This is a genomic window from Blastococcus sp. SYSU D00669, assembly GCF_054050715.1.
In genome coordinates this window covers 1-24,875 of sequence record NZ_JBJGZV010000057.1, presented here as the reverse complement: position 1 = coordinate 24,875, position 24,875 = coordinate 1, and the positions used below count along the sequence as shown (strand labels likewise).

The window sequence follows — 24,875 nt, the reverse complement described above, 5'->3', positions numbered from 1 at the left end:
CGCGAACCCGCCCCCCGGGCGGGGGGCCCGGCCCCCCGCGGGGGGGGGGGGGGGGGGGGGCGGCCCCCCCCCCCCCACGACCCCCGGTGCGGCCGCCGGGCGCCGCTCCAGGAGCCGGATGAGCAGCGCCGTCGCGCTCCCGGCCGACATCGAGCCGAGGACGGCGGCGCCGGCGAGCATGCGCGTGCCCGTGCGGCCCTCCCGCGCCTTGCCCAGGTAGCCGTCCAGCGCACGCCCGACCTCCTCGCGCACGAGGTCACCGAGCTCGGCGCGCAGGGGCTGCGGCAGGTCGTCGGTCGGGATGCCGGGGATGCGGGAGGTCATGGCGCGTCCTCCTCGGAGACGTCGGCCCCCCGCGTGCGCCATGGTCCGCGCGGTGGCACCGCCTGGCAACGGGCGGGTCCGCCCGCCGTCAGCGGGCGGGCGCGGCGGTCGACGCGCGCTCGACCAGGGAGACCGGCAGCAGCACCGAGCGCGCCGGGCGGTCGGGCTCGTCGAGCGACTCGAGCAGCATCCGCGCGGCCTCGACGCCGATCGCGTGGTGCGGGACGGCGATGGTGGTCAGCGGCGGCTGCAGCTTGTCGAGGAACGGCATGTCGTTGAAGCCGACGACGCTGACGTCGCCGGGGCAGGAGAGGCCGCGCTCGCGGAAGACGTCGTAGCAGCCGAGGGCGATGAGGTCGTTGCCGGCGACGACGGCGGTGAAGTCGGTGCCGGCGTCGAGGACCTCGCGCAGCCCGCGGGCGCCCTCGGCCTCCGACCAGTAGCCGCCGGCGACGGTCAGCGCCGGGTCGTCGTCCAGGTCGTGGTCGCGGACCGCCGCCCGGAAGGCCTTGGCCCGCACCACGCCGGTCGACGTCGTCTGCGGGCCGGCCAGGTGCAGGATGCGGCGGTGCCCCAGCCGGGCCAGGTGCTCGACGGCGAGGGAGACCCCGGCCGCGTCGTCGGGGGTGACGCACGGGATGTCGAGGTGCTCGGCGCGCCGGTTCACCAGCACCACCCGCACGCCCTGCGCGTGCAGCTGCTCCAGCAGCGGGTGGTCCAGCCGCGCGGTGGCGATGATCATGCCCTCGACCTGGCGCGAGCGCAGCGAGTCGACCAGCGCCTGCTCCCGGGCCGCGTCGTTGTCGGTGTTGACGATCAAAGCGCTGTAGCCGGCCGGGCCGAGGACGTCCTCGATGCCGCGGACGATGGGCGGGAACAGCGGGTTGGTCAGGTCGGGCAGGACCAGGCCGATCGTCCGCGACTTCGCCGTCTTCAGGCTGCGGGCGATCGGGTTGGGGGAGTAGCTCAGCGACTGGGCGGCCTTGAGCACCCGGCGCGCGGTCTCGGCGTTCACCAGGGCCCGGGTCTCCGGGTTCAGCGCCCGGGAGGCGGTGGCGGGGTGGACGCCCGCCGCGGCCGCGACATCCCGCAGGGTCGGCGCTGGCACGGCGCCGATCCTAGGGCCGGGGGAGGCCCCGGGCCGGGAGGACCGGCCCCGCGGGGCACCCGTCAGGGTCATGCCGGCCTCCTCCACCGCGCGCGTCCCCAGACCGCCAGCACCCCCAGCGGCACGGCCGCGGCGGCGGCCAGGACGAAGACGGCCCGGTACCGGCCGGCGTCGGCCAGGCCCGCGACGGCCACCGCCGCCAGCGCGCTGCCGACGAACAGGCTGCCGGCGAACAGCGACACCACGGCGGCCCGCGCCGCGGGCAGCACCTCGGTCGCCCAGGTCTGCAGGGACGAGTGCATCGCCGCCCAGGCCAGCCCGAGCAGCAGCGTGACCAGGACGGCGACCACCGCCGCCCGCGACAGCGCCAGCAGGACGCAGGCGGCCAGCGCCGACGCCGCGCCGAGCGCGATCAGCCGGGCCGGCTGCTGGCGGCGGGACAGCCGGGCCACCGCCGACGCCGCGGCGAACACGGCCACCCCGTAGACCGCCGTCACCCCGCCGGCCAGCGCCGCCGACGCCCCGCCCGCCTCCACCGCCGCCGGCAGGAGCGTCAGCACGCCGAGCAGCACCGCGCCCTCGAGGAACGCCAGGCCGAGCACGAACACCGCCGGGCGGGAGCGGAGCACCTGGCCCAGCGGCGCCAGCAGCCCCGCCGCCGGACGCTCGCGTGATGGCTCGGCCAGCACCCGCAGGCCCGCGGCGAGCAGCACCGCGGAGACGCCCGTGACGACGAACGCCGCGCGCCACGAGGCGAGCGAGGCCAGCAGCCCCGCGCCCACCGACGCCAGCCCGGTGCCGAGCGCCACCCCGACCATCAGCCGGGCGATGTCGCGCTGCCGCAGGTGCGGCGGCACCGTGTCGCCCAGGTAGACCAGGCTCGCCGGGTAGGCCGCGCCGAAGAACGCCCCGCCCAGCCCGCGGGCCAGCCCCAGCACCAGCGGCGTCCAGGCGAAGGCGGCGGCGACCGACGCCACCCCGGCGCAGAGCAGGGTCAGCCGCATGGTGCGCACCCGGCCGAGCGAGTCCGACGCCAGCCCCCACACCGGCTGGGAGAGGCCGTAGGCGAGGAAGTAGGCGCCCGCGGCCTGCACCACCGAGGACAGCGGCGCGTCCAGGTCGGCGGCGATCGCCAGCAGCACCGGCGGCATGGCGAACCGGTCCAGCGTGCTGACGAAGGCGGTGAGCTGCAGCAGGCGGATGGGGGACGGGCGGCCCGCTCTCAGCTGGGCCCCATCACGTGCGCCGGGTCCAGACCCAGGTCGGTGAGGACGGCGCGCGCGGCGTTGCGGCCCGGCCGCCCCGACACCGACCCGCCGGGGTGCGTGGTCGCCCCGGTCAGGTACAGCCCGGGCAGCCCGGTGCGGTAGGCCGGCCAGCCCGGGACGACGCCGCCGTCGGGCAGCTCGAACTCCCCGCCGTGGCACGAGCCGCCCAGGTTGTGCACGTTGTGCGCGGCGACGTCGACCGGCGACTCGGCGCGCAGCGCCAGCACGTCGTCCGGGTCCAGACCGTCGGCGCGCCCGGCCACCAGCGCCACCAGCGCGGCCGCGTGGGCGTCCTTGGTGTCGGCCCAGCTGCGCCCGTCGCGCCGCTCGTACGGCGCGATCGTGAGGATCTTGAACGTGCCGCCGTCGCCGGCGACGCGGCTGCGGTCGACCACGCTCTGGTTGACCACCAGCAGCCACGGGTCGCCGGCGTCGGCCTCGCCGCGGGCGAAGGCGTCCAGCTGGCGCACCACGCCGTCGGCGGAGCCGAGGCCGGCGGCGACGCTGGGCACCGGGCCGGCCGGGGAGCGGAAGGCGAGGTCGCCGCGCAGCGCGGCGTGGACGGCGAACACCGACAGCCCCGGCCGCCAGGTCTTGCGGGCCTCCAGCAGGTCGTCGGGCACCTGCGCGCCGACGAGCATGTCGGCCAGCCGGGCCAGGTGGGCGCTGGACACCACGGCCCGGCGGGCGGCCACCCGCGTGCCGTCGGCCAGCCGCACCCCGGTCACCCGGTCGCCGTCGGCCTCGACCTGCGCCACCGGCGCCGAGCACACCACCCGGCCCCCGTGCGCCTCGATCTGGCGGACCAGCGCACCCGGCAGCGCGCCGGAGCCGCCGACCGGCGTCGACCAGCCGAAGGCCAGCCGCCCGGCGGTCAGCGACGACGGCAGGACACCGGTGCCCGGCCGCCGCGGGTCCTGGATGGTCGCCATGGCCAGCCACAGCACGAACGAGCGGACGACGGGGTGCGCGAACCGCTCGTGGACGACGTCCCAGGCGCTGCGCCGGCGCAGCGCCCGGTAGGCGTCGGCGGCGGGACCGTCCCCCAGGTCGAGGCCGGAGCTCCACCGGCCGTGGACCGCGGCCAGTTCACCGGTCCACTCGCCGATCAGCTGCCGGAAGGCGCGCGCGTCGGCGGCCGACCACCGGGCCAGCTCCTCGGCCGTGGCCTCGAGGTCGCGGTGCATGACCAGCAGGTCGCCGTCGGGCTGGGGGAGGACCACCGCGGGGTCGGTGGCCAGGTACCGCAGGCCGTGACGGGCCTGCAGGCCGAGCTCGTCGTCGCGGATCAGCGGGTTGGACTGGATGAGCACGTGCGCGCTGGAGCACGAGTCGTGGGCGAAGCCGGGGAGGGTGAGCTCCTCGGTGATCGTGTCCCCGCCGGGCGCGGGCCCGGCCTCGAGCACCACGACCTCGAGCCCGGCCGCGGCCAGGTAGCCGGCCGCCACCAGCCCGTTGTGGCCCGCGCCCACCACGACGACGTCCGCACCCTCCGGCACCCCAGCCGCCATCCCGCCTCCCTCGTCCGGTCGGAACGGTGGCACTCCATGCACTCGATTGCAAGACTCGCCCGGTCGTCGCCGCCCCGCGCGCGGCCTTCGCGGCCGTGTCCGGGAGCCGAGAAGCGGGGCCGGCGGCCTCTGCCGCGGGGAGGCGAGCGCGTCGGCAACGTTCCCGCCACCGATTCCGCCAGAGTCCTTGACAGGCTGTGGCTGCCGTCACACCATTCGGCGAACCCGCAATCGATTGCGGCTCGGTCAGGAGGAAGCATGTCGCACGTTCGGCTCCGCCGGCGCCTCAGCACGCTGGCGGTCACGGGTCTGCTGGTGGCGGGCGTCGCCGCCTGCGGTGGCGACGACGGCGGTGGCGGCTCGGACGGCGACACGATCACCATCGGCACGTCGCTGCCCCTCACCGGGGAGTTCTCGCAGCCCGGCACCGCCGCGCAAGAGGGCTACCAGGTGTGGGAGCGGCTGGTGAACGAGAACGGCGGCCTGCTCGGCCGCGACGTCGAGCTGATCATCAAGGACGACGCCTCGAACCAGAACACGATCGTCGCCGACTACAACGCGCTGATCAGCCAGGACGAGGTGGACCTGCTGCTCGGCACGTTCTCCTCCCTGCTCAACCTGCCGGCGTCGGCGGTCGCCGAGCGCAACCAGATGCTCTTCGTCGAGCCGGCCGGCGGCTCGCCGGACATGTTCAACCGCGGCTTCGAGTACCTGTTCTTCGCCCAGCAGGCCACCGCCGACAAGCAGGGCCTGGTCTTCGCCGAGTGGATCGCGAGCCTGCCGGACGACCAGCGGCCGCGGACGGCGGCGTACCCGACCATCGACGACCCGTTCGCGGCGCCGAACGTCGAGGGCATCCGCGAGGTCCTCGAGGCCGCCGGGATCGAGACGGTCTACCAGGAGACCTACGCGATCGACACCCGCAACTTCGACACGATCGTCAACGCGATGAAGAGCGCCAACCCCGACCTCGTCGTCAGCGGCGCGGTGTTCGAGGACGGCGTCGGCCTCATCCGGTCGATGCGCAAGCTCGGCTTCCAGCCCCGGTACCTGTACCAGACCAGCGCCCCCTCGCAGGCCGACCAGTTCGCCGAGGCGGTGGGCGTGGAGAACACCGAGGGGATCATGTACGCGGTCAGCCACACGCCGGAGGCCTCGACCCCCGGCAACGAGGAGTTCGTGGCGACCTACGAGGAGATGTTCGGCGGGGCGCCGCCGGAGGACGCCGCCGACGCGTACGCCGCCGGCCAGGTGCTCCAGGCCGCCGTCGAGGCGGTCGGCAGCATCGACGACCAGAAGGCGCTGGCCGACTGGCTGCGCGAGAACCCGGTCGAGACCATCCTCGGCGAGCTGAGCTGGAACGAGGACGGCAGCCCGATCGGCGAGTTCCTCATCGGCCAGTGGCAGAACGGCACCTCGGAGATCATCCTGCCGACCGACGCCGCCACGACCGACACGATCGTCCAGGGCTGGCTGCCCACGGGCGACGGCGCGTGACCGGTCCCACGAGCCCGCCGGGCGCGCACCCGCGCCCGGCGGGCCCCGGCTCGAGGAGGGGGACGGCATGACGGAGTTCGCGCAGAACCTGCTGCTCGGGCTGCTGCTGGGCGGGGTCTACGCGCTCGTCGCGGGCGGGCTGACCCTGATCTTCGGCGTCATGCGGGTGATCAACCTCGCGCACGGCGCCTTCCTGATCGTGGCGGCCTTCCTCACCTACAGCCTCTGGGACGCCGCCGGCATCGACCCGCTGCTGGCGATCGTGATCACCACGCCGGTGGTGTTCGCCCTGGGCTGGGTCACCTACAAGCTGTTCGTCGCCCGGATCCGCACCGCGCCCATGGTCTCGACGGTGCTGCTGACCTTCGGCCTGGCGCTGGTGCTCGAGGCGGCGATGGGCTCGATCTGGGGCAACAACTCCACGGCGATCCGCCCGAGCTACGCCGACGAGTCCTTCCACCTCTTCGGCCTGTTCCTGCCCAAGACGCAGGTGTTCGGCGGGCTGGTCGCCATCGCCGTCCTGGTCGTGCTCGGCCTGGTGCTCTCGCGCACCTGGCTGGGCCGGGCCATCCGGGCGGCCGCGGTCAACCCGGCCGGCGCCGAGCTGGTCGGCATCCGGGTGGCCTCGGTGGCCGCCCTGGTGTTCGGCCTCGGCATCGCCGCCGCCGGCGCCGGCGGCGCGATCGTCGGCGTCATGTACCCGTTCGTCCCCGGCGCCCACTACCAGTGGATCGCCCGCCTGCTGGCGATCGTCGTCCTGGGCGGGATGGGCAGCCTCAACGGGGCGATCCTCGGCGCGATGCTCTTCGGCGTCGCCGAGACGATGACCGCGGCCTACGTCTCGCCGGCGTGGGCCACCGCGGTGCCCTACCTGATCGTCTTCGCCGTGCTGCTGTTCCGGCCGCAGGGCCTGCTCGGTTCCCGTCTGCGAGAGGATGCGGTGGCGGCATGAGCCCCTCGGCCCGCGACCTGACCAGCCCGCTGTGGATCGGGCGGCTGCTGGTCGCCGTGGCGGCGGTCTTCCTCGTCGTCTTCCCGGTGGCGGTGGACGACGCCTACTACCAGAACATGATCATCCTCTCGCTGGTGTTCGCCATCGGCGCCAGCGGGCTGAACATCATCACCGGGTTCGCCGGCTACGTCTCGCTCGGCCAGGGGGCGTTCGTCGGGCTGGGCGGCTACACGATCGGCGTGCTGGCGACCCGCTTCGAGGGCGTGAACCCCTGGCTGTGGGTGCCGGTCGCCGGGCTGGTCGCCGCGGTCGTCGCCGTCGGCCTGGGCCTGGTGTCGCTGCGCTCCCGCGGCCCGGCGTTCGTGATCATCACCGTGGCGTTCCTGTTCCTCGTGCAGGTGCTCGCGGTCAACTGGGTGAGCGTCACCAAGGGGACGGCTGGGCTGACCCTGCCGCTGCCGTCCTGGGACCGCGACGTCCTCAACTGGCCCTTCTACTACGCGCTGCTGGCGATCCTGGCCCTGCAGGTGCTCATGACCTGGTGGATCCGCCGGACCAAGCTGGGCATGGGCCTGATCGCCATCCGCGAGGACGAGACCAAGGCCGCGACCATCGGCATCAACCTGCCGGTCGAGAAGATCATCGGGTTCGTCGCCAGCACCGTGTTCGTCGGCATGGCCGGTGCGGTCTACGGCTACTACCTGACCTTCATCGACCCGCGCGGCATGTTCAGCATCCTGATCAGCGTCCAGATCATCCTGTCGCTGCTGATCGGCGGCCGCGGCACGCTGTGGGGCCCGGTGCTCGGCGCGTTCCTCATCGAGCCGCTCAACGAGGTCGCGAACAACGACTTCGGCGGCGGCAACGCCCGGCTGTTCCTCTTCGGCGGGCTGCTCGTCGCCGTCGTCATCCTGCTGCCCAAGGGGGTGCTGCCGGCGGTCGAGTCGCTGCTCGACCGCCGGCGGACGAAGGGCAAGGCCGGCCTGGTCGGCGCCCGGATCGGCACCGGCGGCAGCCTCGAGTCGCTCAAGGAGCGGCTGCAGCCCGACACCACCACCCCGGCCGGCCGGCCGCTGCTGGAGGTGTCCGGCCTGCGCAAGAGCTTCGGTGGCCTGCGCGCGGTCGACGGCTGCTCGTTCACCGTGCCGGCCGGGTCGATCACCGGGCTGATCGGCCCGAACGGCTCGGGCAAGACGACGGTGTTCAACCTGATCGACAACACGATCGCCGCCGACGCCGGGGAGATCACCTTCGCGGGGAAGCGGATCGAGCGGCTGCCCTCCTGGGACCGGGCGCACCTCGGCCTCGGGCGGACCTTCCAGATCACCCGCCTGTTCGGCGAGATGACCGTGCTGGAGAACGTCGTCGCCGCGCAGCGCTCGTTCTCCCTCGGGCACCTCGGGAAGATCGCCGTCAGCGGCCCGGAGGCCCGCGCCGCGGAGGAGCTGCTGGAGTTCGTCGGCATGCGCGCCTTCCGCGACCAGAAGGCGCGGGCGCTGTCCTACGGCCAGCAGAAGCTGGTGGAGCTCGCCCAGATCCTCATGCTCGACCCGAAGCTGATCCTGCTCGACGAGCCCGCCGGCGGCATCAACCCGGTGCTGATCGAGCGGATGGCCGAGATGATCCGCGAGCTCAACTCCTACGGGAAGACGTTCCTCATCGTCGAGCACAACATGCCCTTCGTGCTGGGGCTGTGCGACCCCGTCCACGTCCTGTCCCGCGGGGCGACGATGGCGTCGGGCTCGCCGCAGCAGATCCAGGCCGACCCCGCCGTGATCGACGCCTACCTCGGCGACGACTTCCAGCTCGAGCCGGAAAGGGTGAGCTCCTGATGCTCAAGCTCCGCGGGGTGGTCGCCGGCTACGGCGGCGGCGACGTGCTGCAGGGCGTCGACATCGACGTCGAGCGGGGCGCGGTCGCCTGCATCGTCGGGCCGAACGGGGCGGGCAAGTCCACCGTGCTGCGCACGGTCAGCGGCCTGCTCAACCCCCGGCTCGGCGAGATCACGCTCGACGGGACGCCGATCCACCGGTCCACCCCGGCCGACATCCTCAAGGCCGGCGTCTCGCAGGTGCCGCAGGCCAACGCGCTCTTCCCGAACCTGACCGTGCGGGAGAACGTGCTGCTCGGGGGCTACATGATCCGCCGCGACCGGGGGCTGGTCCGCCGCCGGTACGACTCGGTGGCCGAGCTGTTCCCGATCGTCGCCGAGCGGGCGGCGGACAAGGCGGGCAACCTCTCCGGCGGCCAGCGCCGCATGGTCGAGTTCGCCCGCTCGCTGATGCTCGACCCGGTCCTGCTGCTGCTCGACGAGCCCTCGCTCGGCCTGGACCCCAAGGCCCTGCAGACGGTCTACCGGTCGGTGATGCTCATGCGGGAGAGCGGCAAGACGATCCTGGTGGTCGAGCAGAACGTGCGCTTCGGCATGCGGATGGCCACCGACGGCATCGTCATGGAGAGCGGCCGCGTGGTGACCCAGCGGACCGCGGAGGCGGTCCTCGCCGACCCCGACCTCGCGCAGATGTACTTCGGCGGCAGCACCGGCCACACCCCGCCGCCGCCCGCGGCGGAGGCGGTGCCGGCCGACTCGGCCACGCCCGGGGCCGAGCCACCCCCGCCGGGCCCGCAGCCGCCGGCCGCCGGCGGGGGGACGACGCCGCTGGCCGCGACCGGCACCCGCTGAGCCGATCGCGCCGAGATGCGCACTGGGGAGGTGTTCCGGGGCCGGGTCACCTCCCTCGTGCGCATCTCGGCGCGCAGGGCGGGTAGGCCCTCCCGGTGGCGAGCGCACCGGACCGCCGGTTCCCCTCCCGCGCGGCCGGGCTGCTCTACGGGCTCGGTCTCGGCGGGTTCGTCGACGGGATCGTGCTGCACCAGGTGCTGCAGTGGCACCACATGGTCAGCGACGTGCCCGGCCGGTCGCCGACGACGCTGGCCGGGCTGGAGCACAACACGGTGGCCGACGGCTTCTTCCACCTGGCCACCTGGGTGCTCGTGCTCGCCGCGTCCCTGGTCACGCTGCACGCCTGGCGGCAGGGCCGGCTCGCGCCGAGCTGGAGCTTCCACGTCGGCCTGGTGCTCGCCGGGTGGGGCGTCTTCAACCTCGTCGAGGGGCTGATCGACCACCAGCTGCTGGGCGTGCACCACGTCCGCGACGACCTCGGCGGCCCGCTGTCGTGGGATCTCGGCTTCCTCGCCTCCGGCGTCCTGCTGGCCGTCGGGGGCTGGGCGCTGCACCGCCGCGGTGTGCGGGCGATGACGGTCGCAGGGGCTTGATCCGGCCCGGCGCCGAGGGGAGGCTGTGACCCACAACACAGCCCCGTCGCGCCAATGGAGGCCGCCGTGGAAGCCAGGGTCGGTGACCGGATCGTCGTCCATTCCACCCACCAGGGGGAGCCGGAGCGCACCGGAGAGGTGCTCGAGGTGCGGGGTGAGTCGGGCGGGCCCCCGTACCTGGTGAAGTGGTCGCCCGACGGGCACACGGGGCTGTTCTACCCGTCCGGCACCGCGGCCGTGGTCCGCGAGACCGCAGCCGGCTGAGCGGGACGGGCAGCCATGGCGAAGGACACCGGGACGGCGCCGGCGCCGCGTCCCGCACAGCAGGTGCGCAACGTGGCGCTGGTGGGCCACGCCGGCGCGGGGAAGACGACGCTCGCCGAGGCGCTGCTGGTCGCCACGGGCGCGCTGCCCCGGGCCGGCCGGGTCGAGGAGGGCACGACCTGTCTCGACAACGAGGAGGTCGAGGTCCGCCAGCAGCGCTCCGTGTCCCTCGGCGTGGCAGCCGTGGAGCACGCCGGTCACAAGCTGAACCTCCTGGACACCCCCGGCTCGCCGGACTTCGTCGGCGAGCTGCGGGCGGGGCTGCGCGCCGCCGACGCGGCCCTGTTCGTGGTGTCCGCCGTCAACGGTGTCGACGCCGCGACCGTCCAGCTGTGGGAGGAGTGCGCCGCCGTCGGCATGCCGCGCGCGGTGGTCATCACCCAGCTGGACCGGCCGCGGGCCGACGTCGACGAGGCCGTCCGCATGTGCCAGCTGATGCTGGGGGAGGGCGTCTTCCCCCTGCACCTGGTCGAGCGCGGCGCCGACGGCTCGCCCACCGGGCTGGTCTCGCTGCTGGAGCCGCACGTCGAGGTCAGCGACGCCGACCGGCTCCGCGGCGAGCTCATCGAGGGGATCATCGGCGAGTCCGAGGACGAGTCCCTCATGGACCGCTACCTCGGCGGCGAGGAGCTGGTCGTCGCCGACCTGATCGCCGACCTCGAGACCGCGGTCGCGCGCGGGCACTTCCACCCGATCCTGGCCGTCGCCCCGCTGACCGGCGTCGGCGTGGCGGAGCTGCTGGACCTGCTGGTCTCGGCGTTCCCCTGCCCCATGGAGCACGGCTGCCCGCCGGTCACCCGGCCCGACGGCGGCCCGGCCCCGTCGCTGTCGTGCGACCCCGACGGCCCGCTGGTGGCCGAGGTCGTCAAGACGACGACCGACCCCTACGTCGGCCGGGTGTCGCTGGTCCGCGTCTTCTCCGGCACCCTGCGGCCGGACACGCCGGTGCACGTCTCCGGCCACGGCATGGCCGACCGCGGGCACCCCGACCACGACGTCGACGAGCGGATCGGCGCGCTCTCCTCACCGCTGGGCGCGACCCTGCGCACGGTCTCCTCCTGCCCGGCCGGCGACGTCTGCGCCGTCGCGCGCCTGACCTCGGCCGAGACCGGCGACACCCTCTCCTCCCCGGAGGACCCCCGGCTGGTGCCGCCGTGGGACCTGCCCGTCCCGCAGGTGCCCGTCGCGGTCGAGGCCGCCTCGCGCGCCGACGAGGACCGGCTGGCCACCGCCCTCGCCCGGCTGGTGGCGGAGGACCCCACCGTGCGGCTCGAGCGCCGCGCCGACACCAACCAGCTGCTGCTGTGGTGCGTCGGGGAGGCGCACGCCGAGGTGCTCCTCGACCGGCTGCGCACGCGGCACGGCGTCGCCGTCAACACGGTGCCGGTCCGGGTGCCCATGGTGGAGACCCTCGCCGGGTCGGCGCGGGTGACCGGCCGGCACGTCAAGCAGTCCGGCGGCCACGGGCAGTACGCGATCGTGGTGCTCGAGGTCGAGCCCGGCCCCCCCGGTTCGGGCATCGTCTTCGAGCAGCGGATCGTCGGCGGCACCGTGCCCAGCCAGTTCCACGGCAGCGTCGAGAAGGGCATCCGCGCGCAGGCCGAGCGGGGCGTCTCCGGCGACCGGCCGATCGTCGACGTCCACCTGACCCTGGTCGACGGCAAGGCGCACTCGGTCGACTCCTCCGACGCCGCGTTCCAGGCGGCCGGCGCGCTGGCGCTGCGCGAGGCGGTGGCCGCGTCGGGCACGAAGGTGCTCGAGCCGTGGTGCGAGGTGGAGGTGTCGGTGCCCGCGGAGTACGTGGGCGCGGTGATGAGCGACCTCTCCTCGCGGCGGGCCCGGGTCACCGGCAGCGACGCCGACCCCGATCCCGACCGCGACCGGACCGTCGTCCGGGCCGAGGTGCCCGAGGTCGAGCTGCTCACCTACGGCAGCGCGCTGCGCTCGGTCTCCCACGGCACCGGCAGCTTCAGCCGGCGGCCGCTGGGCTACGAGCCGGCCCCGGCGTCGGTGGTGGCCGTGCCGGTGTGAGGGCGGCGCGGTAGCAGAGGGGCGGGAGCGGCCCTCGTGCACGGACCCGCCGCGAGCTCGCGAGTGGTGGGGGGCACGAGGGTCCTTCGACTAGCCTCGGGCACGGTGTGCACGAGGCTGGAGGAGCAGTGACGACGTCGAACGGGCCGTCGGCCGCTGCCCACGTCCCCCCGGGCGCCCCCGCCGTCCCCCTGCCCGACCGCAACCTGCTGGCCGACCGCGTGTGGACGGTGCCCAACGCGCTGTCGGTGCTCCGGCTGCTCGGCGTCCCGCTGTTCCTCTGGCTGCTGCTGGGCCCCGAGGCCGACGGCTGGGCGATCGTCGTCCTCGCCCTGTCCGGCGTCAGCGACTGGGCCGACGGCAAGCTCGCCCGGCTGCTCGACCAGGGGAGCCGGCTGGGCGCGCTGCTCGACCCGGCGGCCGACCGCCTCTACATCGTCGCCGCGCTGGTCGCGCTGACGCTGCGCGAGGTCGTGCCCCTGGGGCTGGTGCTCGTGCTGGTCGGCCGCGAGGTGGTGCTGGCGGTCACGCTGCTGGTGCTGCGCCGCCACGGCTACATGCCGCTGCAGGTGCACTACCTGGGCAAGGCCGCGACCTTCCTCATGCTCTACGCCTTCCCGATCCTGCTGCTGGCCCAGGGCGACGGGCCGGTGGCGCGGGTCGCCGAGCCCGTGGCGTGGGCCTTCACCATCTGGGGCACCGCCTTCTACCTGCTCGCCGGCCTGCTCTACGTGGTGCAGGCGGCCGGCCTGGTGCGCGCGGCGCGTACCGGGGCGGGGCCGTGAGCTCCACCCTGCAACGCGGCGGCGGGCTGCGCTCGATGGGCGCCTCGCTGCTCGACCAGGTGATGGCCGAGACCCTCGACCCCGCCTACGGGCAGGCCGCGGCCCGCAAGGCCGCGGCGGGGGAGGAGCCGCCGGGCACCGGTCCGCGGCGGCGCCGGGGGCAGCTCGTGGTGGCGCTGGTCATGGTGGTCGCCGGGCTGCTCGCCGCGGTCACCTACGACCAGGCCGCCGCCGGGGCGGGTGGCCGCGAGGAGGTCCGCTCGGCGCTGCTCGGCGACATCCGCGACGAGACCGCCACCGCCGACGGGCTCGCCGACCAGCTGGCCGCGCTGCGCACCGAGGTGAACCGGACCCGCGAGCAGGCGCTGCGGACCACCGCCGTCGGGCAGCGCGCGCTCGAGCAGCTCGCCGCCGCCGAGGCGGGCGCGGCGGCGGTGGCGGTGACCGGTCCGGGCCTGCTGGTGACGCTGGCCGACGCCGAGCCCGACGCCGACTCCGACCCGGTCGGCGGGGAGGCCGAGACCGACCCCAACGGCCTCGTGCGCGACGGCGACCTGCAGCTGGTGGTCAACGCGCTGTGGGCCGCCGGGGCCGAGGCGGTCAGCATCAACGGGCAGCGGCTCGGGCCGACGAGCGCGATCCGCTTCGCCGGCGAGGCGGTGCTGGTCGACTTCAACCCGGTGACCAACCCGTACGAGGTGAGCGCGATCGGCGACCCGGACGCGCTGCGCGACGAGTTCCTCGCCAGCCCCGAGGTCGGCGCCCTGGCCGTCATCTCCGAGTCCTACGGGCTGCGTTTCGACTTCGCCAAGGAGAACGAGCTGTCCCTGCCCGCCGCCGCCCCGCCCGAGCTGCGCTCGGCCGTGCCCCTCCCGGACGAGCCGGCGCCGGACCAGGCCCCGGGGGGCTGACCCGTGATCCCGATCCTCGGCCTGGCCCTCGGCGTCGTCCTCGGGCTGGTCTTCGACCCCACCGTGCCGCTGTGGCTGCAGCCCTACCTGCCGATCGCGGTGGTCGCCGCGCTGGACGCCGTCTTCGGCGGGTTCCGCGCCCGCCTCGACGGCATCTTCGACGCGAAGGTGTTCGTCATCTCGTTCGTGTCCAACGTGGTCGTGGCGGCGCTGATCGTCTTCCTCGGCGACCAGCTGGGGGTCGGCGCGCAGCTGTCCACCGCCGTCGTCGTCGTGCTGGGCATCCGCATCTTCGGCAACGCGGCGGCGATCCGCCGGCACGTCTTCCGGGCATGAGCGACGAGCGACGGCCCGGCGCCGCGCCGGAGGAGGACCCGCCCGGCGAGCCGGGAGCCGAGGTCCCGGCCGAGGCGTCCGTCGACCCCGACGAGCCGGGGCCGGACGACGGACCAGAGGCGGACGACGAACCGGAGGCGGACGACGAGCCCGCCGACGCCGATGCAGCGCCCGCCGACGGGGCGGAGCCGGCGGTCGCCGAGGAGGGGCCCGAGCCGGCCGACGAGGCAGCCGCCCCGGCCACCCCGGTCCCTCGCCGCCGCCGGCGCGACCCGCTGGCCGCGGTGCTGATCGGCGTCCTCACGCTGCTGCTCGGCTTCGCCTTCGCGGTGCAGGTGCGCAGCAACGACGCAGAAGGGCTGCTGGCCGGCGCGCGCGAGGAGGACCTGGTCCGCATCCTCGACGAGCTCAACGCGCAGGAGGACCGGCTGCGCCAGCAGATCGCCGAGCAGCGCGCGGCGCTCGAGCAGCTGAACAACTCCGACAGCCAGTCCGCGGCCGCGCTGGAGGAGGCCCGCCAGCGGGCCGAGGCCATCGGCATCCTCAACGGCACCATCCCCGCCCAGGGCCCGGGCCTGCGCATGGTGATCCGCGACCCCGACGGCGAGGTGCGGGTCGCCGACCTGCTCGACGCCATCCAGGAGCTGCGGGGCGCCGGGGCCGAGACCATGCAGATCGACGGCGTGCGCATCGGGGTCTCCAGCGCGGTCACGGGCGAGCCCGGGGAGCTGCTCGTCGACGGCCAGGAGATCACCGCGCCCTACGAGGTGCTGGCCATCGGCTCGCCGCCCGACCTGGAGACGGCGATGAACATCCCCGGCGGCGTGGTCCAGCGGATCGGCGGCCGCGGCGGGTCGGTCGAGATCGCCCAGGCCGACCTGGTCGTGGTGGACGCGTTGCGACCCCTCGACACGCCTGAATACGCTTCGCCGGAGTCCGACGGCGACTGACGCCGTCGCCGTCCTCACCCCACCCCCTGCACGAGGAGCCGCACCGCATGGCCACACCCGGCGACCGCCGTTACACCGACCAGCACGAGTGGGCCCTGGTCCAGGGCTCCGAGGACGGTGCGACGGTCGTGCGGGTCGGGATCACCGACCACGCGCAGGACGCGCTGGGCGACATCGTGTACGTCCAGCTGCCCGAGGTGGGGGAGGAGGTGGCCCCCGGCGCCGCCATCGGCGAGGTCGAGTCGACCAAGTCGGTGTCCGACGTGTACGCGCCGCTCGCCGGCGTCGTCAGCGCCGTCAACGACCGCCTCACCGACGCACCGGAGACGGTCAACGCCGATCCGTACGGCGAGGGCTGGCTGGTCGAGATCCGCGTCGAGGGCGACGGCGACCCGACCGCCGGCCTGCTCGACGCCGACGCCTACCAGGCGCTGGTCGACGCGTCCTAGAGTGCGCCGACCGCGGGCGTTACGGGCGCGTCGCGCTCACTATGCTCTCGGTCGGACCGGGTCTTCCGACGGCCAGTCGGCGGGCCCGACCCTCACCTTGTACGTCCGGTTGACCCTCGGGCCGACCGGCTGGTTCCATGACCCACGGCGCGCCGTGACCCCACGGTGGCCGACCCGCGACGGGCTGTCCGGCCCGTCGTACGCCGGCCGCCGCCGGCCAGCCACCTGGCCCGCGGCGGTGCCACCTGCACCGGAGGAGACAGACGTGCACTGCACTCGTTGTGGCCACAACAACCCCGAGGGCAGTCGCTTCTGCGCGCAGTGCGGTGCCGCCCTGTCGCAGGAGCGGGTGGGGGAGTCGACCAGCGTCATCCCCAAGGTCGGCGGCGAGGACTCCGGCGAGCAGGTCGAGGTCACCCCGGACACCGCCGACGCGCACGCCGGCGCCGTCGACTCGCTGCCGCCGGGCTCGGCCCTGCTGGTGGTCAAGCGCGGCCCGAACGCCGGCAGCCGGTTCCTCCTCGACCAGGACGTGACCACCGCCGGCCGGCACCCCGACAGCGACATCTTCCTCGACGACGTGACCGTCAGCCGCCGGCACGTCGAGTTCCACCGCGAGGGCGGTGGCTTCTCGGTGCACGACGTCGGCAGCCTCAACGGCACCTACGTCAACCGCGAGCCGGTCGACGTCGCCACCCTCGCCGGGGGCGACGAGGTGCAGATCGGCAAGTTCCGGCTGGTCTACCTCACCGGTCCGCGCACCGGCGAGCCCGCCGCCCGCTGACCGGTGCCCGACCCGCGCGAGAGCGCGATCGGGACCGCCGCCGACCAGCACACCCCCCGCCTGACCATCGGCGAGGTGCTGGCTGTTCTTCGCGACGACTTCCCCGACGTGACGATCAGCAAGATCCGGTACCTGGAGTCCGAGGACCTCGTCCACCCGCAGCGCACGCCGTCGGGCTACCGGAAGTTCTCCTCGGCGGACGTGGCGCGGCTGCGCTACGTCCTGGCCGCGCAGCGCGACCACTACCTGCCGCTGCGCGTCATCAAGGAGCACCTCGAGGCGCTCGACCGGGGTGAGCCGCTGCCCGCCGCGGCCACCGGCCCGGTGGCCGTGCCGCCGCCGGCGGCCGGCGGGCCGGGTGGGGACGACGACCGCGGCGGGCCGATGCCGGCCGACCAGTTCGCCCGGGCCGCCGGCCTGGAGCCCGAGCAGCTGGCCGACTGCGTGCAGTTCGGGCTGCTCGTGCCCGACGGGAAGGGCCGCCACCCCGCCGCCGACCTGCCGGTCGCCCGGGCCGCCGCGGGGCTGGCCCGGCACGGCATCGAGCCGCGGCACCTGCGCGGCTACAGCAACGGTGCCGACCGCGAGGCGGGGCTGATCGAGCAGCTGGTGGCGCCGCTGCTGCGGGCCCGCTCGGAGGAGGCGCGGGCCCGCGCGACGGAGAAGCTGCGGGAGCTCGCGGCGCTCTCCGCGCAGCTGCACACCGCCCTGCTGGAGGCGCGACTCCGGGATCTCCTCCGCCCCTAGGTCGGGCGTACCGTGAGGGCGTCGGGTGCCGGGGCCGCGCACCGGGTGCCCGACGTGACCGCCCGCGCCCGCTACCCCCGGGCCGCTGTTGAGGGAGCCGCACCGTGCAGGAGCTTCGAGTCGTCGGCGTGCGTGTGGAGCTGCCGGGCAACCAGCCGATCCTGCTGCTCAAGGAGACGCAGGGCGAGCGGTACCTCCCGATCTGGATCGGCGCGGTCGAGGCCGCCGCGATCGCGTTCGAGCAGCAGGGCGTGCGCCCGGCCCGGCCGATGACCCACGACCTGCTCAAGGACGTCGTCCGCGCGCTCGGGGCCACCCTGGAGGCGGTCAACATCACCGAGATGCGCGACGGCATCTACATCGCCGAGCTGGTCTTCGGCGACGACCGGGTGGTCAGCGCCCGGCCCTCCGACGCCGTCGCCCTCGCCGTGCGCACCGGTGCGCCGATCTTCGGCGCCGAGGACCTGCTCGACGAGGTGGGGATCGAGATCCCCGACGAGCAGGAGGACGAGGTCGAGAAGTTCCGGGAGTTCCTCGACCAGATCTCGCCGGAGGACTTCGGCGCGGGCTCCGGCTCCGGCGGCTGAACTCCGGCGGCCGTGCTCCGGTGACCGGACCCCCGGGGCCGGGACGGACGGTTCCGGATCGCGGTCCGGTCACGAGTCGTACCGCGACCGGAGCGGGGGCCGGTCGCGGCGGTAGGGTCGCTGCACCCACCTCGTTCGGGTAGAGCACAGCGACACGCCGCCTTCCTCAGTTGACCCACCCCAGGGCCCGGCTTACGGTCGGCGAACAACACCGGTGTGACGCCTGAGGTTGGTGGGTGCAGCGCCGGGTCCACCGCCGCAGCTGCGGGCCGGGACACGAGGAGGACGCTGGACGTGAGCGACCAGAGCAACGGCTCCCAGGGTCAGCTCTTCAGCGACGCCGCGGTCGGCGCGCCCTCCTACGACGACGTGGACACCGATCTCGTCGGCTACCGGGGCCCCACCGCCTGCGCCGCCGCGGGCATCACCTACCGGCAGCTGGACTACTGGGCGCGCACCGGCCTCGTCGCCCCGTCGGTGCGCACCGCCACCGGCTCGGGCACGCAGCGGCTGTACTCCTTCCGCGACATCCTGGTGCTCAAGGTCGTCAAGCGGCTGCTCGACACCGGCGTCTCGCTGCAGAACATCCGCAAGGCCGTCGACCACCTGCGCAACCGCGGGATCAAGGACCTCGCCAACGTCACGCTGTTCTCCGACGGCGCCACGGTCTACGAGTGCACCTCCGCCGAGGAGGTCGTCGACCTGCTCGCCGGCGGCCAGGGCGTCTTCGGCATCGCGGTCTCCGGCGCGCTGCGCGAGCTGTCCGGCGAGCTGGCCGAGCTGCCGGCCGAGCGCATCGACGGCAGCACCGTGCACCCCTCCGACGACGAGCTGTCCCAGCGGCGCCGCCGCCGCGCCGCCGTCTGAGCCGCTCCGCCCGCTCTCCTCCTGCTCTCCCCGCGCCGCGGGGCGGGCTCGGCACGTGATGGGCGGGTGGTGACGCCGCCGTGCGCCCGTCCTGCCCGCTGGTAGCCTCCAGCCAGTGACCGACCGCGCGCTCCCGTCGCTCGCCGACCTCGATCCGTCCGGTTCCTTCCCCGCCCGCCACATCGGCCCACGGCCGGACGAGACGGCCCAGATGCTCGCCGCCGTCGGCTACGACTCGCTCGACGCGCTGGTCGACGCCACGGTGCCCGAGGGCGTCCGCGACCGCGCGCCGCTGGCGCTGGCGCCCGCCGCCGACGAGGCCGCCGTCCTGGCCCAGCTGCGCGAACGCGCGGCCGACAACGACGTCTACACCTCGATGATCGGGTTGGGGTACCACGGCACGGTCACGCCCGCGGTGATCCAGCGGAACATCCTCGAGAACCCCGCCTGGTACACCGCGTACACGCCCTACCAGCCCGAGATCAGCCAGGGCCGGCTCGAGGCGCTGCTGAACTTCCAGACGGTGGTCGCCGACCTGACCGGCCTGCCCGTCGCCGGCGCCTCCATGCTCGACGAGGCCACCGCCGCCGCCGAGGCGATGACGCTGGTCCGCCGCGCGGGGCGCGCCAAGCCCGACGCCGTCTTCGTGGTCGACGCCGACACCCTGCCGCAGACCCTCGCCGTCCTGGAGACCCGCGCCGAGCCGCTGGGCATCCGGCTGCACGTCACCGACCTGTCCGGCGGCTGGCCGGCCGACCTGCCCGAGGCCGGGGCGTTCGGCGTCCTGCTGTCCTACCCGGGGGCCAGCGGCGCCGTGCGCGACCACCGAGCGCTGGCCGCCGCCGCCCACGAGGCCGGCGCTTCCGTCGTCGTCGCCGCCGACCTGCTCGCCCTCACCCTGCTGGAGGCGCCGGGGGAGTGGGGCGCCGACGTCGCCTGCGGGACGACGCAGCGCTTCGGTGTCCCGCTGGGCTACGGCGGCCCGCACGCCGGCTACCTCTCGGTGCAGGAGAACCTCGCCCGGCAGCTGCCCGGCCGGCTGGTCGGCGTCTCGGTCGACGTCGACGGCGCCCCGGCGTACCGGCTGGCGCTGCAGACCCGCGAGCAGCACATCCGCCGCGAGAAGGCGACCAGCAACATCTGCACCGCGCAGGTGCTGCTCGCCGTCATGGCCGGCGCCTACGCCACCTACCACGGCGCCGAGGGCCTGGCCGCCATCGCCGCCCGGGTGCACCGCAGCGCCCAGGCGCTGGCCGGCTGGCTCACCGCCGGCGGGCTGGAGCTGGCCCACGACAGCTACTTCGACACCCTCGCCGTCCGGGTGCCCGGCCGGGCCGACGAGGTGGTCGCAGCGGCGGCGCAGCGGCGGATCAACCTGTGGCGGGTCGACGCCGACACCGTCCAGGCCGCCTGCGACGAGACCACCACGCCCGAGATCCTGCGCGCGGTGGCCGAGTCCTTCGGGGTGGCCGCGGGCGAGCTGCCCGAGGGGGGTCCGGACGCGCTCCCGGCCGCGCTGCGCCGGCGCACGCCGTACCTGACCCACCCGGTCTTCTCCGCACACCGGTCGGAGACGGCGATGCTGCGCTACCTGCGGTCGCTGTCGGACAAGGACCTCGCGCTCGACCGCACGATGATCCCGCTGGGCTCGTGCACCATGAAGCTCAACTCCGCGGTCGAGATGGCCGCGGTCACGTGGCCGGAGTTCGCGGCCCTGCACCCGTTCGCCCCGGCCGAGCAGGCCCGCGGCTACCGGCGGCTGATCGACGAGCTGTGCGCCGACCTGGCCGAGATCACCGGCTACGCGGCGGTCAGCGTCCAGCCCAACGCCGGCTCGCAGGGGGAGTTCGCCGGCCTGATGGCCATCCGCGGCTACCACCGCTCCCGCGGTGACGAGCACCGCGACGTCTGCCTCATCCCGAGCTCCGCGCACGGCACCAACGCCGCCAGCGCGGTGATGGCCGGCATGCGCGTCGTCGTGGTGGCCTGCGACGACGCCGGCAACGTCGACCTCGGCGACCTGCGGGCCAAGGTCGGGCAGCACGCCGCGCGGCTGGCCGCGATCATGCTCACCTACCCCTCGACCCACGGGGTGTTCGAGACCGAGGTGCAGGAGATCTGCGCGGCGGTGCACGACGCCGGCGGCCAGGTCTACGTCGACGGGGCGAACCTCAACGCGATGGTGGGGCTGGCCCGGCCGGGCCGGTTCGGCTCCGACGTCAGCCACCTCAACCTGCACAAGACGTTCTGCATCCCGCACGGCGGCGGCGGTCCGGGTGTCGGGCCGATCGGGGTCGCCGAGCACCTGGTGCCGTTCCTCCCCGGTCACCCGCTGGCCGACACCGGCGGCGCGGGGCCGACGATCTCGGCCGCGCCGTGGGGCTCGGCCGGCATCCTGCCGATCTCGTGGGCCTACTTGCGGCTGATGGGCCCCGACGGGCTCCGGCGGGCCACCGAGCACGCCATCCTCGGCGCCAACTACCTCGCGGCGCGGCTGCGCGAGCACTTCCCGGTGCTCTACACCGGCGCCGCCGGCCTCGTGGCGCACGAGTGCATCCTCGACATCCGGCCGCTGACCAAGGCGACCGGGGTGACCAACGACGACATCGCCAAGCGGCTCATCGACTTCGGCTTCCACGCGCCGACGATGAGCTTCCCGGTCGCCGGGACGCTGATGGTCGAGCCCACCGAGAGCGAGGACATGGGCGAGCTCGACCGGTTCGTCGAGGCGATGGCGACGATCCGCGCGGAGATCGGCAAGGTCGCCGCAGGCGAGTACGACCGGACGGACAACCCGCTGCGCAACGCGCCGCACACGCTCGCCATGGTGACGGGGGAGTGGGGCCGGCCCTATCCGCGGGAGACGGCGGTCTTCCCGGTGCGCGGGCTGGTGGGCCGGCAGTACCTCAGCCCGGTGCGGCGCATCGACCAGGCCTACGGCGACCGGAACCTGGTCTGCTCGTGCCCGTCGCCGGAGGCGTTCGCCGAGCCCGACCCGGCCGAGATCGCCGCCGACCTGAACGGGGGGCGCACCCCGGCGCGGGCCGAGAGCGCACCCGACGACCTGGGGACGACGGAGGACGTGGTGGGCGCCCGGGCCTGAGGGCGCCCGGCGCTACACCAGCTGGGGCAGCTGCCAGGTGTGGTGGTCGGGGACCGCCCGGCCGTCGGGCAGCAGCTCGCCGTCGTCGTCGAACAGCACGACGCCGTTGCACAGCAGCCGCCAGCCCTGCTCGGGGTGGCTGGAGACGACGACGGCCAGGTCGCGGGCGTCGCTGTCGGCGTCGGGGCACGGGGTGGTGTGGGAGCACATGGTCTCTCCTGGGGAAGCGCTCCGGCCGGGCAGCCGGTGTCACTAGGCGTGTTCGTCCTGTTACGGGCGTGACTGAAGTGTGCCCCCGCTCACACCTCCTTGTCAGCGGGTGGACGCGCCACCGTCACCCGCCGGGGTGGGCAGTTCTCGCCATGGCGCACCGCCCGGACCGCGGCGCAGCATGCCCAGCGGCCGCGCCCGCCACACGGCCGGGATCCGGACGGTCCGTGCCGGAACGGCACCGGCCCGATGAGTCGCCGTCCCGCCCGGGGTCCGACCCGCATGACCACCGGAGAGATCGACCCCAGGTACGGCGATGCGTCGGCCACCCCGCCGCCGTGGGCCGAGATCGAGCGCCTGCTGACCGAGGCGCAGCTGTACTGGATCGTCACCGTCCGCGCCGACGGCCGTCCCCACGCCGTCCCGCTCGTCGGCGTCTGGCACGAGGGCGCCTTCGCGTTCTGCACCGGCGCCGAGGAGCAGAAGGCGCGCAACCTCGACGTCAACCCGCACGTCGCGGTGACGACGGGCAGCACCGGGGCGGGCGGCTGGGACAGCGGGACCGACGTGGTCGTCGAGGGCACCGCCGTCCGCGTGAGCGACCCCGCCGAGCTGCGGCAGTTGGCCGGGGCATGGCGTGCCAAGTACGGCGACGACTGGCACTTCGAGGTGTCCGGCGAGGAGTTCGTCGAGGTCGTCGAGGGCGGCGGCCGGGCCCGGGTCTACCGGGTCCGGCCGGCCAAGGTCCTCGCGTTCGGCGGCGGGCACGGTCAGACGCGGTACCGCCCCTGAGCCCTCAGAGCTTGCGCAGCAGCACCCGGCGCACCGAGTGGTCGGCCGACTTCTGCAGCACCAGCCGGGCCCGGGAGCGGGTGGGCGCGATGTTGTCGCGCAGGTTCGGGCCGTTGACGGCCGACCAGATGCCCAGCGCCGTCTCCCGGGCCTGCTCGTCGGAGAGGTCGGCGAACCGGTGGAAGTACGCCGAGGTGTCGGCGAACGCCGTCCGGCGCAGGGCGAGGAACCGGTCGACGTACCACTGCCGGATGTCGGCCTCGGCGGCGTCGACGTAGACGGAGAAGTCGAAGAAGTCGGAGAGGAAGACCTCCGGGACCGTGCCGTCGGCCCGGTGGCCGGCCTGCAGCACGTTGAGGCCCTCGATCACCACGATGTCGGGCCGGTGCACCGTCTGCCGGGCCTCGGGGACGATGTCGTAGGACTGGTGGGAGTACACCGGCGCGCTCACCTCCGGCATCCCCGACTTCACGTCGGCCAGGAAGCGCAGCAGCGCCCGCCGGTCGTAGCTCTCCGGGAAGCCCTTGCGGCCGAGCAGCCCCCGCGCCTCGAGGACGGCGTTGGGCAGCAGGAACCCGTCGGTGGTGACCAGGTCGACCCGCGGGGCGCCGGGCGAGGCGGCCAGCAGCGTCTGCAGCAGGCGCGCCGTCGTGCTCTTGCCGACGGCGACGCTGCCGGCGACGGCGATGACGTAGGGCACCTTCTCGGTGCGGTCGCCGAGGAAGGCGTGCTGCGCCGCCCACAGCGCGCGGCTGGCGGCGACGTGCAGGTCGAGCAGCCGGGCCAGCGGCAGGTAGACCGTGGCCACCTCGTCGAGGTCGATCCGGTCGCCCAGGCTGGCCAGCGCCTCCAGCTGGGCCGCGTCGAGCGGCAGCGTCGACCCCGCCGCGAGGGCTCGCCACGAACCGCGGTCGAACACCGCGTAGGGCGAGATCTGGGGTCGGGTCCCGGCCGTCACGGCGACCATGGTGCCGTCCGGGCCTGCGGGGTCACCCGGCCGGGTGGGCGGGGGCGGCCGATCGGCCGGAACGGGGAGACCCGGGCGGAGCTGCGTCTACTGTGCCGGTGTGCCGACTTCGCGCGGGCTGCTCGACTGCATCGAGCGCTACTTCGCCGCCGCGCCGCTGCCCGACGCGCGGATCGAGGCGGTCGGCGCGCTCGACGTCCCGATCGGTGACCCCGCCTGGCCCTACCCGGCCCGGCCGCGCGCCGGCGCGGGCAAGGTGACCCCCAACGACGTCGCCGCCGCCGTCGTCCTGCAGGAGGGCAGCGGCCTGCCGGTGGGACTCGAGTGGACCTGCGAGCGCTCGCCCGAGCTGGCCGCGGTGACCCGCCAGGCGGGCCTGGCCGTCGACGAGCTGCCGCTGCTGGTCGCCGACGAGCCGGTGGAGCTGCTGCTGCCGCACGGCGTCCGGCTCTACCTGGTGGGCGCCGAGGACCCCGAGCTGCCCCGCTACGAGCGCGTCGCCCAGGTCGCCTTCGCCCACCCCGGCGGGCGCCGGGACGTCGACGAGGGGCCGCTGGACACCTCGCCGGAGGCCGAGGCCCGCACGGCGGTGCTGCGCGAGCGGATCGCCGCCGGCCGCACGGTGATGATGGTCGCCGTCGAGGACGACGAACCGGTCGCCGTCGGCTCGCACCAGCCGGTCGACGTCGACGGCGCCGAGGTGTCGGAGATCGTCGGGGTGGCCACGCTGCCCCGGCTGCGCGCCCGGGGGCTGGGCGCCGCGCTCGCCTCGGCGCTGACGGCGCACGCCCGCGAGACCGCCGACCTCGTCTTCCTCACCGCCGGCGACGACGACGTCGCCCGGGTCTACGAGCGGGTCGGCTTCGCCCGCCTCGCCACGACGGGCGTCGCCGAACCCCCCGACACCGACTCCTGACCCGTGGGGGGGGGGGGGGGGGGGGGGGGGGGGGGGGGGGGGGGGGGGGGGGGGGGGGGGGGGGGCGGGGTGGGGGGGGGGGGGGGGGGGGGGGGGGGGGGGGGGGGGGTGGGGGGGGCCCCCCCCCCCCCCCCCCCCCCCCGGCCCGAGGGAGCCCCCGATGCCCGTCCAGCTGAACCA

Annotated in this window: 25 protein-coding genes; 19 read left to right on the top strand and 6 right to left on the bottom strand. The window is 74.9% G+C overall.

The window, feature by feature from the left end; genetic code table 11:
- From ACI8AF_RS25655 to ACI8AF_RS25640, 4 genes are all read right to left on the bottom strand, one after another.
- On the bottom strand, positions 1–324 hold a 324-nt coding region (locus ACI8AF_RS25655), incomplete at its 3' end, for a hypothetical protein (protein WP_456542606.1).
- An 88-nt stretch (positions 325–412) separates the two neighbouring features.
- The gene (locus ACI8AF_RS25650; protein ID WP_456542605.1) at positions 413–1,432 is read right to left on the bottom strand and encodes a LacI family DNA-binding transcriptional regulator; all 1,020 of its coding nucleotides are present in this window, start codon (positions 1,430–1,432) and stop codon (positions 413–415) included.
- A gap of 68 nt (positions 1,433–1,500) precedes the next feature.
- Entirely contained in the window at positions 1,501–2,625 is a 1,125-nt protein-coding gene (locus tag ACI8AF_RS25645; RefSeq protein ID WP_456542607.1) for an MFS transporter, read from the bottom strand.
- Positions 2,626–2,654: 29 nt separating this feature from the next.
- Entirely contained in the window at positions 2,655–4,211 is a 1,557-nt protein-coding gene (locus ACI8AF_RS25640; protein ID WP_456542604.1) for a phytoene desaturase family protein, read from the bottom strand.
- Positions 4,212–4,469: 258 nt separating this feature from the next.
- On the opposite strand from ACI8AF_RS25640, the gene ACI8AF_RS25635 reads away from it, so the two are divergent.
- From ACI8AF_RS25635 to gcvP, 17 genes are all read left to right on the top strand, one after another.
- Positions 4,470–5,708: an amino acid ABC transporter substrate-binding protein gene (locus ACI8AF_RS25635; protein WP_456542603.1), complete on the top strand. Its 1,239-nt coding sequence runs from the start codon at positions 4,470–4,472 to the stop codon at positions 5,706–5,708.
- A gap of 67 nt (positions 5,709–5,775) precedes the next feature.
- Positions 5,776–6,660: a branched-chain amino acid ABC transporter permease gene (locus tag ACI8AF_RS25630; RefSeq protein ID WP_456542602.1), complete on the top strand. Its 885-nt coding sequence runs from the start codon at positions 5,776–5,778 to the stop codon at positions 6,658–6,660.
- The gene (locus ACI8AF_RS25625) at positions 6,657–8,492 is read left to right on the top strand and encodes a branched-chain amino acid ABC transporter ATP-binding protein/permease (RefSeq protein ID WP_456542601.1); all 1,836 of its coding nucleotides are present in this window, start codon (positions 6,657–6,659) and stop codon (positions 8,490–8,492) included. Before ACI8AF_RS25630 ends, ACI8AF_RS25625 begins: the two co-directional genes overlap by 4 nt.
- A complete protein-coding gene (locus ACI8AF_RS25620) occupies positions 8,492–9,343 on the top strand; it encodes an ABC transporter ATP-binding protein (RefSeq protein ID WP_456542600.1) in 852 nt (283 codons plus the stop codon). Before ACI8AF_RS25625 ends, ACI8AF_RS25620 begins: the two co-directional genes overlap by 1 nt.
- A gap of 95 nt (positions 9,344–9,438) precedes the next feature.
- Positions 9,439–9,936, top strand: coding sequence for a DUF2243 domain-containing protein (locus tag ACI8AF_RS25615; RefSeq protein WP_456542599.1), 498 nt, complete (start codon positions 9,439–9,441; stop codon positions 9,934–9,936).
- A gap of 66 nt (positions 9,937–10,002) precedes the next feature.
- Complete coding sequence (locus tag ACI8AF_RS25610; RefSeq protein WP_456542598.1) at positions 10,003–10,200, top strand: DUF1918 domain-containing protein; 198 nt, start codon at positions 10,003–10,005, stop codon at positions 10,198–10,200.
- 15 nt (positions 10,201–10,215) lie between these two features.
- On the top strand, positions 10,216–12,291 hold the full coding sequence (locus tag ACI8AF_RS25605; RefSeq protein ID WP_456542597.1) for an elongation factor G-like protein EF-G2: 2,076 nt from the start codon (positions 10,216–10,218) through the stop codon (positions 12,289–12,291).
- Between the two features lie 128 nt (positions 12,292–12,419).
- Positions 12,420–13,076 (top strand): CDP-alcohol phosphatidyltransferase family protein, encoded by a 657-nt coding sequence (locus tag ACI8AF_RS25600; protein WP_456542596.1) that lies wholly within the window; start codon positions 12,420–12,422, stop codon positions 13,074–13,076.
- Complete coding sequence (locus ACI8AF_RS25595) at positions 13,073–13,987, top strand: DUF881 domain-containing protein (RefSeq protein ID WP_456542595.1); 915 nt, start codon at positions 13,073–13,075, stop codon at positions 13,985–13,987. Before ACI8AF_RS25600 ends, ACI8AF_RS25595 begins: the two co-directional genes overlap by 4 nt.
- A 3-nt stretch (positions 13,988–13,990) precedes the next feature.
- A complete protein-coding gene (locus ACI8AF_RS25590) occupies positions 13,991–14,323 on the top strand; it encodes a small basic family protein (protein ID WP_456542594.1) in 333 nt (110 codons plus the stop codon).
- A complete protein-coding gene (locus tag ACI8AF_RS25585) occupies positions 14,320–15,273 on the top strand; it encodes a DUF881 domain-containing protein (protein WP_456542593.1) in 954 nt (317 codons plus the stop codon). The genes ACI8AF_RS25590 and ACI8AF_RS25585 overlap by 4 nt, the downstream gene beginning before the upstream one ends.
- Positions 15,274–15,320: 47 nt before the next feature.
- A complete protein-coding gene (gene gcvH / locus ACI8AF_RS25580; protein ID WP_456542592.1) occupies positions 15,321–15,722 on the top strand; it encodes a glycine cleavage system protein GcvH in 402 nt (133 codons plus the stop codon).
- Between the two features lie 265 nt (positions 15,723–15,987).
- Positions 15,988–16,506, top strand: coding sequence for an oxoglutarate dehydrogenase inhibitor Odhl (odhI, locus tag ACI8AF_RS25575; protein ID WP_456542591.1), 519 nt, complete (start codon positions 15,988–15,990; stop codon positions 16,504–16,506).
- A 3-nt stretch (positions 16,507–16,509) separates the two neighbouring features.
- Positions 16,510–17,253, top strand: a complete 744-nt coding sequence (gene ftsR / locus ACI8AF_RS25570; protein ID WP_456542590.1) for a transcriptional regulator FtsR — start codon at positions 16,510–16,512, stop codon at positions 17,251–17,253.
- 104 nt (positions 17,254–17,357) lie between these two features.
- The gene (locus tag ACI8AF_RS25565) at positions 17,358–17,840 is read left to right on the top strand and encodes a bifunctional nuclease family protein (RefSeq protein WP_448623444.1); all 483 of its coding nucleotides are present in this window, start codon (positions 17,358–17,360) and stop codon (positions 17,838–17,840) included.
- 294 nt (positions 17,841–18,134) lie between these two features.
- Positions 18,135–18,707: a MerR family transcriptional regulator gene (locus tag ACI8AF_RS25560; RefSeq protein WP_456542589.1), complete on the top strand. Its 573-nt coding sequence runs from the start codon at positions 18,135–18,137 to the stop codon at positions 18,705–18,707.
- 115 nt (positions 18,708–18,822) lie between these two features.
- Positions 18,823–21,810 carry an aminomethyl-transferring glycine dehydrogenase gene (gene gcvP, locus ACI8AF_RS25555; protein ID WP_456542588.1) on the top strand — a complete coding sequence of 996 codons (2,988 nt, stop codon included), beginning with the start codon at positions 18,823–18,825 and terminating at the stop codon, positions 21,808–21,810.
- A gap of 12 nt (positions 21,811–21,822) precedes the next feature.
- Here the strand turns inward: gcvP and ACI8AF_RS25550 are convergent, their stop codons facing one another.
- A complete protein-coding gene (locus tag ACI8AF_RS25550; RefSeq protein WP_456542587.1) occupies positions 21,823–22,020 on the bottom strand; it encodes a DUF5999 family protein in 198 nt (65 codons plus the stop codon).
- 282 nt (positions 22,021–22,302) lie between these two features.
- On the opposite strand from ACI8AF_RS25550, the gene ACI8AF_RS25545 reads away from it, so the two are divergent.
- Entirely contained in the window at positions 22,303–22,812 is a 510-nt protein-coding gene (locus ACI8AF_RS25545) for a pyridoxamine 5'-phosphate oxidase family protein (protein WP_456542586.1), read from the top strand.
- A gap of 4 nt (positions 22,813–22,816) precedes the next feature.
- Here ACI8AF_RS25545 and coaA read toward each other — a convergent pair whose 3' ends face one another.
- Entirely contained in the window at positions 22,817–23,779 is a 963-nt protein-coding gene (coaA, locus tag ACI8AF_RS25540) for a type I pantothenate kinase (RefSeq protein ID WP_456542585.1), read from the bottom strand.
- 100 nt (positions 23,780–23,879) lie between these two features.
- Here coaA and ACI8AF_RS25535 point away from each other — a divergent pair, with 100 nt between their 5' ends.
- The gene (locus tag ACI8AF_RS25535; RefSeq protein WP_456542584.1) at positions 23,880–24,695 is read left to right on the top strand and encodes a GNAT family N-acetyltransferase; all 816 of its coding nucleotides are present in this window, start codon (positions 23,880–23,882) and stop codon (positions 24,693–24,695) included.
- Positions 24,696–24,875: the final 180 nt, after the last annotated feature.